This window comes from Providencia zhijiangensis (genome assembly GCF_030315915.2).
GTDB lineage: Bacteria > Pseudomonadota > Gammaproteobacteria > Enterobacterales > Enterobacteriaceae > Providencia > Providencia zhijiangensis.
Genome location: NZ_CP135990.1, coordinates 2,048,936 through 2,064,343, shown reverse-complemented (window position 1 = coordinate 2,064,343; position 15,408 = coordinate 2,048,936). Strand labels below are relative to the sequence as shown.

Annotated in this window: 13 protein-coding genes; 7 read left to right on the top strand and 6 right to left on the bottom strand. The window is 43.4% G+C overall.

Going from position 1 to position 15,408, the window contains the following annotated elements:
• The first annotated feature begins 18 nt into the window (after positions 1-18).
• The 3 genes from QS795_RS09485 to aes all read left to right on the top strand — a co-directional run bounded on the left by QS795_RS09485 (position 19) and on the right by aes (position 5,693).
• Positions 19-2,151 (top strand): S9 family peptidase, encoded by a 2,133-nt coding sequence (locus QS795_RS09485; RefSeq protein ID WP_286270485.1) that lies wholly within the window; start codon positions 19-21, stop codon positions 2,149-2,151.
• A gap of 152 nt (positions 2,152-2,303) precedes the next feature.
• Entirely contained in the window at positions 2,304-4,565 is a 2,262-nt protein-coding gene (locus tag QS795_RS09480; RefSeq protein ID WP_318626442.1) for a TonB-dependent receptor domain-containing protein, read from the top strand.
• 159 nt (positions 4,566-4,724) lie between these two features.
• Positions 4,725-5,693, top strand: a complete 969-nt coding sequence (gene aes / locus QS795_RS09475) for an acetyl esterase (RefSeq protein ID WP_318626441.1) — start codon at positions 4,725-4,727, stop codon at positions 5,691-5,693.
• Here aes and xseA read toward each other — a convergent pair.
• Positions 5,682-7,049 (bottom strand): exodeoxyribonuclease VII large subunit, encoded by a 1,368-nt coding sequence (gene xseA, locus QS795_RS09470; RefSeq protein WP_286270288.1) that lies wholly within the window; start codon positions 7,047-7,049, stop codon positions 5,682-5,684. The two genes, aes and xseA, sit on opposite strands and share 12 nt — an antisense overlap.
• A 170-nt stretch (positions 7,050-7,219) precedes the next feature.
• Between xseA and guaB the strand changes: the two genes are divergently transcribed.
• The 3 genes from guaB (at position 7,220) to QS795_RS09455 (ending at position 11,824) form a co-directional block, all read left to right on the top strand.
• Complete coding sequence (guaB, locus tag QS795_RS09465; protein WP_286270286.1) at positions 7,220-8,686, top strand: IMP dehydrogenase; 1,467 nt, start codon at positions 7,220-7,222, stop codon at positions 8,684-8,686.
• 136 nt (positions 8,687-8,822) lie between these two features.
• Positions 8,823-10,400, top strand: coding sequence for a glutamine-hydrolyzing GMP synthase (gene guaA, locus QS795_RS09460; protein ID WP_036953431.1), 1,578 nt, complete (start codon positions 8,823-8,825; stop codon positions 10,398-10,400).
• A gap of 218 nt (positions 10,401-10,618) precedes the next feature.
• Positions 10,619-11,824, top strand: a complete 1,206-nt coding sequence (locus tag QS795_RS09455; RefSeq protein ID WP_286270284.1) for a tyrosine-type recombinase/integrase — start codon at positions 10,619-10,621, stop codon at positions 11,822-11,824.
• 5 nt (positions 11,825-11,829) lie between these two features.
• On the opposite strand, the gene QS795_RS09450 is transcribed toward QS795_RS09455, so the two are convergent.
• From QS795_RS09450 to QS795_RS09435, 4 genes are all read right to left on the bottom strand, one after another.
• Positions 11,830-12,015 carry a hypothetical protein gene (locus QS795_RS09450; RefSeq protein ID WP_318626440.1) on the bottom strand — a complete coding sequence of 62 codons (186 nt, stop codon included), beginning with the start codon at positions 12,013-12,015 and terminating at the stop codon, positions 11,830-11,832.
• On the bottom strand, positions 12,008-12,661 hold the full coding sequence (locus QS795_RS09445; protein ID WP_318626439.1) for an MT-A70 family methyltransferase: 654 nt from the start codon (positions 12,659-12,661) through the stop codon (positions 12,008-12,010). The genes QS795_RS09450 and QS795_RS09445 overlap by 8 nt, the downstream gene beginning before the upstream one ends.
• 51 nt (positions 12,662-12,712) lie before the next feature.
• Positions 12,713-13,270, bottom strand: a complete 558-nt coding sequence (locus tag QS795_RS09440) for a hypothetical protein (RefSeq protein WP_286270280.1) — start codon at positions 13,268-13,270, stop codon at positions 12,713-12,715.
• 65 nt (positions 13,271-13,335) lie between these two features.
• Positions 13,336-13,851, bottom strand: coding sequence for a hypothetical protein (locus QS795_RS09435; RefSeq protein ID WP_418055379.1), 516 nt, complete (start codon positions 13,849-13,851; stop codon positions 13,336-13,338).
• Positions 13,852-14,006: 155 nt separating this feature from the next.
• On the opposite strand from QS795_RS09435, the gene QS795_RS09430 reads away from it, so the two are divergent.
• A protein-coding gene (locus QS795_RS09430; RefSeq protein ID WP_166685554.1) for an IS3 family transposase occupies positions 14,007-15,175 on the top strand; the annotation gives its coding sequence in 2 pieces (ribosomal slippage) (positions 14,007-14,256 and positions 14,256-15,175; 1,170 coding nt in all).
• On the opposite strand, the gene QS795_RS09425 is transcribed toward QS795_RS09430, so the two are convergent.
• A complete protein-coding gene (locus tag QS795_RS09425) occupies positions 15,168-15,404 on the bottom strand; it encodes a hypothetical protein (RefSeq protein ID WP_286271317.1) in 237 nt (78 codons plus the stop codon). The two genes, QS795_RS09430 and QS795_RS09425, sit on opposite strands and share 8 nt — an antisense overlap.
• Positions 15,405-15,408: the final 4 nt, after the last annotated feature.

Genomic DNA, 15,408 nt, shown 5'->3' with positions numbered 1-15,408 from the left:
ACCATACATAATAAAACCATGCGTAATAGAATCACCACTTATTGCGTGGTTACACTACTTGGGTTATATGCGGCCAGCAGTGCTGCGGAGGACAAAATGCTAGCACCAATAGCGAAAAAACAGCCCCACACTATGACTATCCATGGGGATCAGCGCGTCGATAACTATTATTGGTTAAGAGACGATAACCGTGAAGCCCCAGAGGTTCTTGAATATCTGAATCAAGAAAATACCTATACCACGCAGCAGCTTGAATTGGGTGAGCCATTAAAACAGGAAATTTACGACGAATTATTATCTCGCGTAAAGCAAGATGATGAATCGGTACCATACAATTACAATGGCTATACATACCGTTCTCGCGTTGTCGCCGGTAAAAACTACTCCATTTATGAAAGACGCCCTATTAATAGTGATGGCGAATGGACAGTTTTGGTTGATGGTAACCAACGCGCGGAAGGCACTGAATATTACCGAATGGGGGCGTTAGCCATTTCCCCAGATAACACCACGTTCGCGATTGCTGAAGACCGCCAAGGTCGTAATGATTATGCGGTTTCGTTCCGCAAAGTTGATGATGCAAAGTGGCAAGAGAATGTCCTAACTAACACCTCCGGCAATATTGTATGGGCAAATGATAATCGCACACTGTTTTATGTTAATAAAGACAAACAAACACTGTTGCCTTATCAAGTGGTTAAACACCAATATGGAACGGCGCAATCTACTGATAAATTGGTGTATGAAGAGAAAGATGATACTTACTATGTCAGTTTAGCGAAATCCACCTCTAAAGATTATATTCTGATTGGGATCACTAGCACCGAAACGTCAGAATATCGCCTTCTGGATGCGAACCAACCGGAACGTGATGCGGTAGTGCTACAACCTCGCAAAACGGGTGTGGAATATTACCCTGACCATTTCAACGGTAAATTCTATATTCGTTCTAATCATCAGCATCCATTATTTGGGTTGTATATTGCGGATAATGCCACGGCACCATGGGTGAGTTTTATCGCACCTCGCGATGATATAGACCTTGAAGATTTTGCATTATTTAATAACTGGTTGGTGATTGAAGAACGTCAAAACGGCTTAGTGAATATTCGTCAAATTAGTTGGTTAACCCACAAAGAACATTCTGTCAGCTTTGATGACCCGGCTTATATGGCGTGGATTGGCAACAACCCAGAGCCAGATACTGATAAATTACGCTACGGCTACTCCTCCATGACAACACCATCTTCGGTGTATGAAATTAATATGCTGACTCAAGAGAAACAGCTATTAAAACAAGAGGAAGTGAAGGATTTCAATAAAGCGAATTATCAAAGCGAACGTATTTGGATCACTGCCCAAGATGGGGTGAAAGTACCGGTTTCATTGGTTTACCGTAAAGATAGTTTCAAACAAGGTAAAAACCCACTTCTGGTCTACGGCTACGGTGCATATGGATATGGTATCGACCCGTCATTCAGTTCTTCTCGCTTATCCTTGCTTGACCGTGGATTTGTGTATGCTATTGCCCATATTCGTGGCGGTGGGGACTTAGGTAAGAATTGGTATATTCAGGGTAAAACTGTCCATAAAATGAATACCTTTACGGACTTCATTGATGCGACTAACGCGTTATTGGCGCAAGGCTATGGGGAAAAAGGCCATGTCTATGCCATGGGCGGTAGCGCTGGCGGCTTGCTGATGGGTGCTGTCGTCAATATGGCACCTGATTTGTATGAAGGCGTGGTCTCTGCTGTGCCGTTTGTTGATGTGGTGACGACTATGCTTGACCCATCAATTCCACTGACTACCGGGGAATATGATGAGTGGGGTAATCCAGAGAATGAAGAAGATTACTGGCGCATTAAAGCCTATAGCCCATATGACAATATCAAAGCCCAGCATTATCCGCATATTTTGGTCACCACAGGGTTACATGATTCCCAAGTACAATATTGGGAGCCGGCAAAATGGGTGGCAAAACTGCGTGATCTGAAACAAGGCAATTCTTTATTGTTATTAGAAACCAATATGAATGCCGGACACGGTGGAAAGTCCGGTCGTTTTAATGCCTTGGATGATATTGCCAGAGAATATAGCTTTATTCTGATGTTAGAAAATAAAGCGAAATATTTTCCAGATTTAAAATAGCGTTACCCATAATAAGTAACCAAAATAAGGTTACCAAGGATTAGTTGTGAAGTTATAAAAACTTGCAACTAATCCTATTCGCAGAAAACATATTTATTCTGCGTTTGCAATGTGAGCGGCTGTTTTATCAGTACGTTTACAGGAATGGTTTAATGAATAATAAAATAATAATCATGGTAGCTGGGACTATTTCCGCTAGCTTCCACGGCTTCGCTTTGTCTGAAAATACACAGCAGACAAATAAGCAGAAAGATGATGTGGTTAATTTTAGCCAATTAAAAGTGTCGGGCGCACAAAAACAAACGCCGTTGGTCAAAGCCTTGGAAAAACCGGGGGCCTATAGCGCAGTCGGTACCGAAAATAAATTACAATCCATGGATAAAATTATCCGTTCGATGCCCGGAACCTATACCCAAATGGATGCGAGCCAAGGCACCATCAACGTGAATATTCGCGGGCTGAGTGGTTTTGGGCGCGTGAATATGATGGTCGATGGCGTCACGCAAAGCTATTACGGTATATCGCCGAGTAAGTTCACCCATGGCATGCAGCCGAGTAATGACTTTGGCTCACTTATTGACCCTAACTTTATTGTGGAGGTTGAGGTAGAAAAAGGGCAATTGAATGGCAGCAACAGTGTTAACGCCTTAGCGGGAAGCGCAAACTTTCGAACCTTATCTATCGATGATGTGATTTTCAAAGATAATTTATGGGGAGTACGTAGCAAAGGGAGCTGGGGAGATAATGGACTCGGCTATAACGGCATGGTTTCGGTTGCGGGAAAAACGTTATTAAATGAGGGTGACGGTTATTTTGGCGGCTTAATCGCTGTGAGTGGACACAATATCCCAGGCAGCTATAAAAATGGCGATGGCTTTGATACGGATGAATTTGCAACCGACCCGACATTCAAACAAAAACCGCAATCTCAATTAACTAAATTAAAATATAAACCGAATGATAGTCATGAAGTCGAATTCAGCGGCCGATTTTTACAAAACAAATTAACTAGCCGTAAGATTAACAGCGAAGATTATTACCTTAAATATAAATACACGCCAATCAATGAATTGATTGATGTGGAAGTGCTGGCGAGCCATGGATTTAATACTCAAAAATTCCAAGGAGAGCCAATTGGCGGTGCATTAAAAGACGCAGAATCAGAAAACAAATCTGACAGTATTAATATTTCCAATACTAGCCGTTTTTCTTATGGTGACACTGATTTTAAGTGGCAGGTTGGTTCGAAATTAATGAAGACCAAATACCAAAAAATCACAAAACCAGTAGAAGATCCGAACACTATTACTTACAACCCATTCTCGCCGAGTGGCACACAAGATATTGCGAGTTTGTATACGCAATTTGAGGCGCAGTACGATATTTATACTGCTACATTCGACCTCAATTATTTAAATTATCGCGTTCAAGGATATAAACCCGCTTGTGATGAAACCGAGAAATGCTTCCCTCAAGAAGCCAGTACGTTAAATTTACGAGAAAGTGGTATTAACCCAGGTGTGTTAGTCTCGGCACAAATTATTCCTGAATTTCAGCCATTTGTGAGTTACGCGCATTCGATGCGTGCGCCGAACTCTCAAGAAGCCTTTTTCTCCCAAAATGGCGGTCAGAGTATGAACCCATTCCTAAAAGGGGAAAAAGCACAAACTTGGCAAATTGGTTTTAATAGCTTTAAGCCAGATTTAGTGGTGGAAGGAGACCAGTTTAATCTGAAAGCGCTGTGGTTCCACACTCATATCAAGGACTACATTACCAGTAAATCCTTCATGCTATGTCGTGCAACTTCTCAAGAAGAATTTGATTGGTGCTTAATTAACGACGATGTGTGGGATAAAGAAAATCCAGATATTTTCCAACGTGCAGATATGTATGTGAACGATCCTCGGGATGTCAATTTGCGCGGCTACGAGTTGCAAGCGAACTACGATGCTGGGGTATTTTACTCCATGGTTTCCTACACCAAAGAGTCTGGTAAGCAACCCGTGTCAATTAACAGCACTTCGGTATTTAGTGCAGGGGACTTTACCCAACTACCTGAATATTATGTGACTTTAGATTCGGGTGTTCGCCTGTTTGATGAAAAACTGACCGTAGGCTCGACAGTGACATGGACGGGGCCATCTAAACGTATCAGCCCGGTTCCTGACGGTGACATGAACGGGGATGCGATGACGGAGAAGTATGAAAAACAGCCAACTATCGTTGACCTGTACGCAGACTATGAAATCAATAAACACTTCAAGTTAATGATGGCGATTAATAACCTCACTAATGAAAACTACACCGACGTGTTAAACCGTGCAAACTCTGGCGCAGTGATGGAAGAACGTGGCAGAAATAATGAAACGGGAAGAGGGCGCAGTTATATGATTGGCGGTCAAGTGCGCTTCTGACCAATAGATAGTTAACGGAAAGCGTTTAGTATTTTTAGCCTTACTCACTAAGGAAGATTGATAGGCTTATTATCTAAACGCTTTCAATATTGGCTACGCCACTCTCAGTTTGTCCCTTTGGATTCATTACAATCAATGAATAAGAATGTGGAGATTGCAATGAAAACAACCAATAAAATCAATGTGCTTGATTTAATTTCGCCAGAGATGCAAAAAGTAATTCAATACTATGAGCAACAGACATCGGTGGAGCCAACCGACGAAAGTTATGCAGCTCAGCGCCTTGCTTATAATGAAGATCGTCGTTATTGGAATGCCAATGCTCCGGAGCTCTTTCGTGTTGAAGACATGACGGTTAAAACTGCTAAATGTGACGTTGTCACGAGAGTGTATCATCCTATTGAACATACGCCTGCTACACTGTTTTATTTGCATGGTGGCGGGTTTATCCTCGGTAACCTCGATACCCATGACCGAATTATGCGTTTATTAGCATTGTATTCAGGCTGTACTGTGATAGGTGTTGATTATTCGCTTTCCCCTGAAGCTCGTTATCCTCAAGCGATTGAGGAAGCGGTAGCGGTATGCCAGTTTTATTCTCAACACGCTGAAAAATATTCGTTGAATATGCACCGCATTGGGTTTGCGGGGGACTCTGCTGGAGCGATGTTATCCCTTGCTACCGTATTATGGTTACGGGATAAACAAATCTACTGTGGTGATGTTTGTGCAGTTTTACTGTGGTATGGATTGTATGGCTTACAAGATTCCAGCAGTCGCCGTTTGTATGGCGGTGAATGGGATGGGTTAAGACGAGAAGATCTCCAAGAGTATGACAATGCTTACTTAGGCGAACAAGGAAGCCGTGAAGAGCCTTACTATTGCTTGTTTAATAATGACCTAACGCGAGACATTCCACCTTGTTTTATTGCGAGTGCGGAATATGATCCGTTACTTGATGATAGCGTGACATTATTTCAAACGTTTCAATCGCATAAAATACCTTGTGAATACCGAATGTATCCGGGGACACTGCATGCCTTTTTACATTACTCCCGCATCATGCCAACGGCGGATAACGCCATTCGAGATGGTGCGGAATATTTGAAAAAACAGCTATTTGGTTGATCTTTTCGCTCGAACCTTCTGAATATTGGTCACTTGGCTTTCAACCCAACCATCATTTAAGCGAGTTTTGAGCTGTTGGCCTAATTTCACTTGGCTGGTTTTTTTCAATACAGCGCCTTCAGCGGTTTCGCTGATGCTGAAACCTCGGGCGAGGGTAGCAAGCGGGCTAACAGCCTCCATTTTGGAACAGGCAACAGCAAAACGCTGGCGGTAGTTATTCACCAACTGGGTCAGCATATTTTGTAAATGGTACTGAGTTTGCTGCAATTGGCGCTGTTGGCGTTGCAATTGAGGGCGCAGGTCATTTTGCATCAAGCGGCGTTGGTTTTTATCGAATTTAAAGGTGGCCGATTGTAGCTGGCGGCTGATGGCATTGGTCAGTTTTTGGCGCAAAGCTGAAAGCTGATTTTGTTGCCGAGCAAGGCGTAATTGCGGGTGTTGCTGCTGTAAACGATGCTGCAGACGTGCAAAACGTTGCTGCTGCGCCGCCAGATAATAATCCATCGCCATCTCTAGGTGCTGTTGCCCTGACTTCAATTGGCGAAGCATCTCGGTTTGATTGCGACTGACAAGCTCCGCGGCTGCCGATGGCGTAGGTGCACGTACATCGGCAACATAATCGGCGATGGTCACATCCGTTTCATGCCCAACGGCGCTAATGATTGGTAATCGGCTAGCAAAAATGGCGCGTGCTACGACCTCTTCGTTGAATGCCCATAAATCTTCCAGTGAACCGCCTCCGCGGCCCACAATGAGCACATCACACTCATTGCGCAGGTTTGCCAGCTCGATGGCTCTGGCGATTTGCGTAGGCGCTAAATCCCCTTGAACAGCTGTCGGGTAGATAACCACGGGTAGGGATGGGTCACGGCGATGTAGAATATTTAAAATATCATGCAGGGCAGCACCAGTTGCAGAGGTAATAATACCCACGCGTTTTGCTGGAGATGGCAAGGCTTGTTTGTGAATAACATCAAATAGCCCTTGGGCATTAAGGGTTTGTTTGAGTAGCTCGAAGCGCTGTTGCAGTAGACCTTCACCAGCGGGTTGCATGCTTTCGATGATTAGCTGATAGTCTCCACGCGGCTCATACAGTGTGACAGTGGCACGGACTAACACCTGCTGCCCATTTTGTGGACGGAAGGTGACGCGAGTATTTTGCCCACGGAACATCGCCGCGCGAACTTGGGCACGATCATCTTTGAGTGTCAGGTACCAATGTCCCGAACTTGGCTGCGAAAAATTGGAAATTTCGGCCGTTAACCAAATTCGTCCCATTTGGGTATCAAGAAGTTCTCTTACCGTTTGGTTGAGTTTGCTGACTGAGTAAATTGCGCTATTTTGTTGAGTCGACATGTGAGCTAGATCAAATTTTAAAACAATGACTTAATTGACTGATACTAACGTAGCCGACGGACTTATCAAGTTTTTTTTGAAAAAAGTGCTGGAAGCAACCGATTACGGTGTGTATAATGCCGCGGCAATATTTTATACCTTTCATAACGCTGCCTGGTGGGATATTGCCTATGTTACGCATTAAAAAAGAAGCACTAACTTTCGACGATGTTTTACTCGTCCCTGCACACTCAACTGTACTGCCAAACACGGCAGATCTGTCCACTCAACTGACCGCAAAAATCCGCCTGAACATTCCTATGCTCTCCGCAGCGATGGATACTGTCACCGAATCTGATCTGGCTATCGCACTAGCTCAAGAAGGTGGTATTGGATTTATCCATAAAAACATGTCCATTGAGCGTCAAGCTGAAGAAGTCCGTCGTGTGAAAAAACATGAAAGCGGCGTAGTGACTGATCCTGTCACTGTTACCCCAGAAACCACAATTCGTGAAGTGCAAGAAATGGCTGAACGCAATGGTTTCGCAGGTTATCCTGTTGTCTCTAAAGATAATTCTTTAGTGGGTATCATTACAGGTCGTGACGTCCGTTTCGTAACGGATTTAGACCAACCAGTGACTGCGGTGATGACGCCAAAAGAGCGTTTAGTGACCGTGAAAGAAGGCGAAGCACGCGAAGTCGTTTTACAAAAAATGCATGAGCAACGTGTTGAGAAAGCCTTAGTTATCGATGATAACTTCCATCTGTTAGGTATGATCACCGTTAAAGATTTCCAAAAAGCAGAACGTAAACCAAACGCATGTAAAGACGAGCAAGGCCGTCTGCGTGTAGGTGCGGCTGTTGGTGCTGGCCCAGGTAACGAAGAACGTGTTGATGCACTGGTTGCAGCAGGTGTTGACGTTCTGCTCATTGACTCATCACACGGTCATTCTGAAGGGGTTTTACAGCGTATTCGTGAAACTCGCCAAAAATACCCTGATTTACAAATCATTGGTGGTAACGTTGCAACAGCTGAAGGCGCGAAAGCGTTAGCAGACGCTGGTGTTAGCGCAGTGAAAGTGGGTATCGGCCCAGGTTCAATTTGTACGACTCGTATCGTCACTGGCGTGGGTGTACCTCAAATCACGGCAATCGCTGAAGCAGCGGGCGCATTAGAAGGCACTGGCATTCCTGTTATTGCAGATGGTGGTATCCGTTTCTCTGGTGATATTTCTAAAGCTATCGCGGCTGGCGCTGCGTGTGTGATGGTCGGTTCAATGTTTGCAGGTACCGAAGAATCTCCTGGTGAAACTATCCTGTTCCAAGGCCGTACCTATAAAGCGTACCGTGGAATGGGTTCTCTGGGCGCAATGTCTAAAGGCTCTTCAGACCGTTATTTCCAATCTGATAACGCAGCAGACAAACTGGTTCCAGAAGGTATCGAAGGTCGCGTGGCTTACAAAGGTCGCTTAAAAGAGATCATTCACCAACAAATGGGTGGTTTACGCTCATGTATGGGTCTGACAGGCTGCGGTACTATCGATATGCTGAGAACGAAAGCTGAATTTGTGCGTATCAGTGGTGCGGGTATTCAAGAAAGTCACGTTCATGATGTGACTATCACTAAAGAGTCTCCTAACTATCGCTTAGGGCAGTAATTATTGTTTAGGATAATAACGCCATTTCGGGGCGCTATTATCCTTTAAAACAGTAATCGAAAAGTTTCAGGGTGGCACATATGTTGATGGTGTCACCACCTTTTATTTTGACTTGAATTGCTGGAATTCTCCTCAAATGACTACAAATATCCATAAGCATCGCATTCTTATTCTTGATTTCGGCTCTCAGTATACTCAGCTGATTGCACGTCGTATCCGTGAAATTGGCGTCTACTGTGAACTGTGGGCGTGGGATGTGACCGAAGAGCAAATCAGAGAGTTTAATCCTAACGGGATTATCTTGTCTGGTGGTCCAGAAAGTACGACAGAGGCTGATAGCCCACGTGCACCAGAGTATGTATTTAATGCGGGCGTGCCTGTTTTAGGTATCTGCTACGGCATGCAAACTATGTCCATGCAATTAGGTGGCGCGGTTGAAGTGTCTGGCGAACGTGAATTTGGTTATGCGAACGTTGAAATTCTGGAAGATTGCGACCTATTCCGCGGCATCCAAGATGCGCTGAACGAAGATGGCAAGCCAGTTTTAGATGTATGGATGAGCCATGGCGATAAAGTGACCGCTATCCCATCTAGCTTTAAAACGATTGCAAGCACGCCAAGCTGCCCATATGCCATCATGGCGGATGTTGAGAAACGTTTCTACGGTGTTCAGTTCCACCCAGAAGTGACTCACACTCATCAAGGTTTAAATATTTTAAAACGTTTCGTATTGGATCTGTGCCAATGTGAAGCGTTGTGGACATCAGCTGCGATTATCGAAGATACCGTTGCTCGCCTGAAAGAACAAATCGGTGATGACCATGTTCTGTTAGCTCTGTCTGGCGGTGTGGATTCTTCTGTCACTGCGCTGTTATTAAACCGTGCGATTGGTAAACGCCTGACTTGCGTATTCGTTGATAACGGCTTACTGCGTTTAAATGAAGCTGATCAAGTCATGGAAATGTTCCAAGGTAAATTTGACTTGAACATCATCCACGCGAAAGCGGAAGACCGCTTTATGAACGCACTGGCAGGTATTTCAGATCCAGAAGCGAAGCGTAAAAAAATTGGTCACGTATTTATCGAAGTATTCGATGAAGAGTCGTCTAAGCTGCCAAATATCAAATGGTTAGCGCAAGGAACGATTTATCCAGATATTATCGAGTCTGCGGCATCAGCAACGGGCAAAGCACACGTTATTAAATCTCACCATAACGTGGGTGGCTTACCGGAAGATATGAAACTGGGTCTGGTTGAACCTCTGAAAGAGCTGTTCAAAGACGAAGTGCGTAAGATTGGTCTGGAGTTAGGCCTGCCATACGATATGCTGTACCGCCACCCATTCCCGGGTCCAGGTTTAGGTGTTCGTGTTCTGGGTGAAGTGAAGAAAGAGTATTGTGACTTGCTGCGTCGCGCAGATGCTATCTTTATCGAAGAGCTGCACAAAGCAGATCTGTACAATAAAGTTAGCCAAGCATTCACCGTATTCTTACCAGTGCGCTCTGTTGGCGTAATGGGCGATGGCCGTAAGTATGACTGGGTTGTTTCTCTGCGTGCAGTTGAAACCATCGACTTTATGACTGCTCATTGGGCTCATTTGCCATATGATTTCTTAGGCCGTGTGTCTAACCGCATTATCAATGAAGTGAATGGCATTTCCCGCGTAGTTTATGACATCAGCGGCAAGCCACCAGCGACCATTGAGTGGGAATGATTTAGCTATAATCGATAGCGATTTTTAGAAATCATTAATACTAAAGGCATCAGTTACTTACTGGTGCCTTTTTGTTTTTAGTGATCGATAGCGATTGACAATTGCAGGTAATTTTGACGGTATATATGACGGTATCAGAAATTAAAACGACTAAATCTATAACTTAATACCGTCACAAAAAATACAGAATAGACGGTATCGTGCAAAGGAATACCGACGTGTTAACCGACAAAAAATTAAAGAGCTTAAAGCCAGAAGATAAGCTGTATAAAGTGACTGATCGTGATGGTCTATATGTTGCCGTATCAAAAACAGGAACAATTTCATTTAGATATGATTACCGTTTTAACGGGCGCAGAGAAACGATAACATTTGGACGATACAGTGATGACGGTATTACTCTTGCAGAGGCAAGGGAAATGCTGATTGAAGCCAAAAAGATGCTAAATACAGGTATATCACCGGCTTCACAAAAGCGAGACGGTATTGATAGTCGAAAATCAGGAACGGTATTGCAAGACTATACCGTCAAATATTTAGAAGATACCCTATTTGCTAACAGCACCAGGGCGATGAAAGAAGCTATCGTACGCAAGGAAATATACCCAACGCTGGGGAAATTACAGCTAGAAGAGATAACCACTCAAAAGGTTAGGGCGCTGTGTGAAAAGATAAAGGATCGCGGTGCAAGGGCGACTGCTTTACAGGTCCGCGAAATTATTGGTTCTGTTTTTAATTATGTTATTGATCGTGGGTATGAAATAAAAAACCCGGTCGATAGTATTAAAGCCTCATCCATCGCCACGTTTGAAGCTCGTGAACGTTCGTTATCACCAAAAGAAATCGGCATCTTTTTTAATGAACTAGAACATTACAGTTGTTACCCGACTCTAAAATTAGGGGTTAAGTTTGTTCTCTTTACTCTTGTAAGAAAGAGTGAGTTCATTAAAGCAAAATGGGATGAGATTAACTTTGAAACAAAAGAATGGACAATCCCCAAAGAGAGGATGAAAAAAAGGAGGGCACACGTCATTTATTTATCCGATCAGGCAATGGATATTTTAATAGGGTTAAAAACATGTGCGATGGGTAGTGAATATTTAATACCTGGTAGGCATGACATTAATAAGCATTTATCTAATGCTGCATTGAATAATGTCATTACAGGCGTAGTGAAAAAAATAAACAAGAAAGGTATTGAATTTGAGCACGTCACAGTACATGACATGCGAAGAACAGCCAGCACACTGTTACATGAAGCCGGCTTTAATTCTGATTGGATAGAGAAGTGTTTAGCCCATGAGCAAAAGGGCGTCCGTGCTGTTTATAACAAAGCGGAATACGCAGAACAGAGGCGTGATTTATTGCAACAATGGGCTAATATGATTGATGAATGGACAGGAAAAGAGAAGGGTAAAATTTAAGAGGTTTATTTTTCTGGTCCTAAAATTTTTGTGGCCAGTAGTGTTGATAGCATAGATGCACCAACCACCAGCCAAAATACGGAATAAAAAAGCCGCTCTATAATTACTGGGCGGCTATCATTTTCGGCACCAATTGCAGAGAATACATATCCTGCAATCCATGCATACTCTATCAAAATGAACTCAATCAACGGTAGCCTCCTTGGTTATAAATTGTGGCCCAGTAAGTTCGATACTGTTATTCGGGCATTCATTACCCCAAGCATCCCAACCTTGTGACATGTCACGCGAAAATAATTCTATGCGGCTAACATCACCGTATAATTGTTCAAGCCTGTTTTTAACCTCCCACGGCTTTTGGCTATGCTCACCTAAACAGCTAAATACGATTTGCTTAACGCTGGCGCTCATACGCTCTAAACCATTGCCACGAGTTGCGATTAACACGTCCTCGCTATTAGCTCTGGTGTAGTTGCCACCATTCATTTTTGTTTCGGCATTGAGTAAATCAAGTAGATCATGCCAATCAAACAAGGAGCCATTTTGTATAGCCTTATCGAAACGATCATGCGCTAGCGAGTTGAACTTAACCCACGTGAACGCCTTTGATGTGCGAACCGTAAAGCCCCATGACTTTGCTAGCTCAAATGCTTCTTGCACAAAATTACCTGTATACCACATGGCAAGGACTGAGTTTTCGGCGGCGATGGTATGAACGGGGAGGTGTTTTAAATCAAATAGGCTGGTGGTTTGGTAGTGGTTATTAGCGGCACCGTTGGAAACTTTATTGCTGTATTGCCAAGGGGGATCGCAATAAATTAGATTGTATTTTTTCAATGTACCTCCTGAATTTTAGGTATAAAAAACCCTGCTAGTGCAGGGTTATGGTTATTTCATTTCATTAAGAGATTTGGTTACTTCCCATTCTTTTTTTAAAATAATTTTTATTTCAATAGAAAGTTGCTCTATTTCATTTTTTGTTTTTTTTAAGTTGTTGTCTGTGTTTTTTTTATTTAGATGATTTAAAATATTTTCTAGTTTTGTCTTTACATTTGATGATTCTATAGGTTGACTTCCATCTTTATTGGCAGGTAAAAGCAACTCTAGGTAATTTATCTGACATAATAGTTCATAGTATTTAGACCTATGCTCTATATAAAAAAGATTAGCATTGCTATCGCCAGATTTTATTAATGATTTTATTTGGATGATGAACTGTAGGTGTCCAATTATTTCTGATGATGTTTTTCTCAAATCATTAATCCAAGCCTGCCTCATCGGAGCAATATTATTAGTTATCATTTGCTGGCGAAGAGCTTTTTTATCTTCTTTTATCTTCTTGCGAGCTAAAAAATAATTGAGAAAGAAACCTATTCCACCACTAACAGCAACGATAAACCCTACCGCCTCTTTGTTATCTTTTATTAATGTAATAAAATCGCTCATATCTCCCCCTTATCTAAAGCAGGAATCATACTCACATCCATGTGACTAATCCACTGTCAAAATCCTTAACTCGCCTTTTTGAACTCAATCACCCATACCCATTCGTTATTCATCCAGCTACCAATGCCATATATTGATGACCATAATTCTTTGAATGCATTTTTTGCGGTTATATATGGCTGATTGCTATTTGGAATATAAAATCCAACTAACCAGTTTCCTTCATTTCCATATCTACCAGCTTTTATTCCTTCAGCTATCGCATCGCTAGGTGATATTTCTTGAATCTGTTGTAACCAAACATCAGTAATTTCAATTTTCCCTTTGATATTACCGTATTTATCTGCAAGATTGATGATGTCGCCAATCTCACCATATGGGCAATCAACATCAATAAATCCATGCCGCCATGCTGCACATATTTGCTCTGATAGTGTGTAACCATCTTGCCATGCACCTAAATTGCGTAATTCATCCTCGGTTACTTTTAGCTGTGGCTCAATAGGTCTACGTGTCTGCGTTTTTCTACCATCCATGACTGCCGCCAACATTGCATCGTTAAACTTGATTCTGTCTTTTATATTCATTCCTCTTCATTCCTCTTCATTGCATCCCTGCGATAAATTATCCAGCCGTTGATTCAACTGGCGCTGGGAAGTCGATATGTAGTGGTTTAATAAATTTGGCCACCTGAACAGAGGTGATATGCTCACCTCAGAACAACACAGGTGCCTTAATGAAAAAACGAAATTTCAGTGCAGAATTCAGACGTGAATCAGCCCAGCTGGTTGTGGATCAGAACTATACAGTTGCAGATGCCGCGAAAGCCATGAATGTCGGGCTTTCCACCTTGACGCGGTGGGTAAAGCAATTACGGGACGAACGGGCAGGCAAAACACCGAAAGCATCCCCTATCACGCCGGAACAAATTGAGATACGTGAGCTGAAGAAAAAAATTCAACGTATTGAAATGGAAAACGAAATATTAAAAAAGGCTACCGCGCTCTTGATGTCAGACTCCCTGAACAGGTCTCGGTGATCGGGAAACTCAGAGCGCATTATCCTGTGGCCACTCTTTGCTGCGTGTTCGGAGTTCACCGCAGCAGCTATAGATACCGGGAAAACCGGCCTGACAATCCGGACGGCAGGAGAGCCGTATTACGTAGTCAGGTTCAGGAGCTGCACGGCCTCAGTCATGGCTCAGCAGGTGCAAGAAGTATCGCTGTAATGGCAACACACAGGGGCTTCCGGATGGGACGATGGCTTGCCGGACGGCTAATGAAGGAGATGGGGCTGGTGAGCTGTCAGCAGCCTGTTCACCGGTATAAACGTGGCGGTCATGAACACATTGCTATCCCGAACCACCTTGAGCGACAGTTCGCAGTGACAGAGCCCAATCAGGTATGGTGCGGCGACGTAACGTATATCTGGACCGGTAAACGCTGGGCATACCTGGCCGTTGTACTCGACCTGTTCGCAAGGAAACCCGTGGGCTGGGCAATGTCATTTTCTCCGGACAGCAAACTGACAACCAAAGCGCTGAAAATGGCATGGGAAATACGAAATAAGCCATCCGGGCTCATGTTCCACAGTGATCAGGGTAGCCACTATACAAGCAGGCAGTTCCGACAGTTACTGTGGCGATACCGGATAAAACAAAGTATGAGTAGGCGTGGTAACTGCTGGGATAACAGCCCGATGGAGCGCTTCTTCAGAAGTCTGAAAAATGAGTGGGTGCCGGTGACCGGCTACATCAGCTTCAGTGAAGCAGCCCATGCAATAACGGATTATATCGTCGGGTATTACAGCGAAGTCAGGCCGCATGAATATAACGGTGGATTACCACCAAACGAATCAGAAAACCAATACCGGAAAAACTCTAAAACCGTGGCCAATTTTAGTTGACCACTACAATATAAGTAAAAAAGTTAGCGTCCATTGCTTTAGTTGCGAAGCAAAAGTCACCTTTGTTTTTATTCATCCATTCACTCACTTCGGGCTCTTTACTTCTGTCATAAATCCAAACCATTGGGTCGCCAGTTGTATAGAAGCCAAGACGTTCTGACGGGCATTCGTCCAACACCTTTTGAACCTTTTTAATCCATGCCAGTTCTTTTTTGGTTAGCTTTGCCATATAT